Origin of the sequence: Neisseria sp. N95_16, assembly GCF_002551535.2 — a bacterium.
GTDB lineage: Bacteria > Pseudomonadota > Gammaproteobacteria > Burkholderiales > Neisseriaceae > Neisseria > Neisseria brasiliensis.
In genome coordinates this window covers 1-1380 of sequence record NZ_PDBT02000145.1, presented here as the reverse complement: position 1 = coordinate 1380, position 1380 = coordinate 1, and the positions used below count along the sequence as shown (strand labels likewise).

The 1380-nt window shown below is 45.8% G+C and carries 2 protein-coding genes; both read left to right on the top strand.

Annotated features, from left to right (window positions below):
- Positions 1–357: 357 nt before the first annotated feature.
- Positions 358–534 (top strand): hypothetical protein, encoded by a 177-nt coding sequence (locus tag CRG49_RS13430; RefSeq protein ID WP_095501883.1) that lies wholly within the window; start codon positions 358–360, stop codon positions 532–534.
- A gap of 153 nt (positions 535–687) precedes the next feature.
- Positions 688–1278 carry a BRO family protein gene (locus CRG49_RS12895; RefSeq protein ID WP_095501884.1) on the top strand — a complete coding sequence of 197 codons (591 nt, stop codon included), beginning with the start codon at positions 688–690 and terminating at the stop codon, positions 1276–1278.
- Positions 1279–1380 lie beyond the last annotated feature (102 nt).

Sequence of the window (1380 nt, the reverse complement as noted above, 5' to 3'; positions counted from 1 at the left end):
GCTGGGACGTTTAAGGTAGGATTAAAGGCCGTCTGAAACAGATTTAACGCTGTTTCAGACGGCCTTTTTGCGTGGTTTTTTTGGGAAAATGCTTGACTTATTATGTTCCTACATATATAATTCATTTCATGGATTAGGAAATAAGAAACCCGCCGTTGGAGGCGGCGGGAATCAAAAAAGAAAGGAGGTGATGAATGTGGTTAAAATCCTAATCTTAGTGATTTTGTTGGTAATCTCGGCAAAAGCTTACTAATGTAAATCACTTGTAGCAAAAGGGGCGGCAGAACACCGCTGCCCCTTCCTCCAAACTTTCAAACACTATACCGCCAAACGTTTTAAAAATCAAGGAGTATGCCTATGGTTGATGAAAAATTGGCTGAGTATCGAAAACGGGCTGAGGCAAAGCGCACTACAAAAAAAGTCTCATTTAACCTAGAAACAGAAAAAGATATTTTGGATGTTGCAAATAATATTGATTTTTCTCAATGGGTTAAAGAAAAACTTCGAGAAAAGCTAGAAAAACAACTTGATTAATTATGTGGGAACATATATTATAATCCCAACAGCAGAACACCGCTGTAATGAAATCCCCACCAAGCGGAAACTTGGTGGGGAGTATGAGAAAGCAATGCGGAAACATTCTTTCTCTGTCTTTTAAATGCACTCTAAAAGAAAGGTAATCATACCATGAACACACTTGTATCACAATTCAACCCTTCCCAAATTGCCATTATCGACCACAACGGCGGCAAATGGCTGACCGCCGAACAGCTCGGCTTGGCTTTGGGTTTCTCCGACAAACGCGCCCGCGACGGCGTAACCAATCTTTATAACCGTCATATCGATGAATTTACAGAGAAAGATAGCTGCACCATCAATTTGATGGTTCAGGGTCAAGGCCGTAAAACCCGCATTTTCTCCCATTCCGGCTGCAACCTGCTGAGTTTTTTCGCCAACACACCCAACGCCAAAGCCTTTCGCGCTTGGGCAAAAGAAAAACTGGCCGAGCCGGCTGCCGATGCCTACACTCTTGAAAAGCTGAAAGCGGCTTATCTGGCCACCCGCCCCGATATGGCGCGTCTGCTGCGCTATGTGGATATGGGCTTGAATCAGGCGGAAGCCGCCAAACTGCTGGGGATTGCGCCGTCGAATGTGCGCCTGCGCCTGAAACAGTTGGCCGATTTGGGCTTGACCGACTACCGGCCCGACCCGAAATACCGCAACCGCCATGCGCTGGCATCGGCAAACGGTCAACAATCTTTAGGCTTGGAGGGCTAAGCGATGAATTATATGATGAGTGAAGATGGCTACGAAACGCTTTGCCGCGCCTATACCGCTTTAGATACACTGCATATGCTGATGTATGAAACCGAAAGCAGC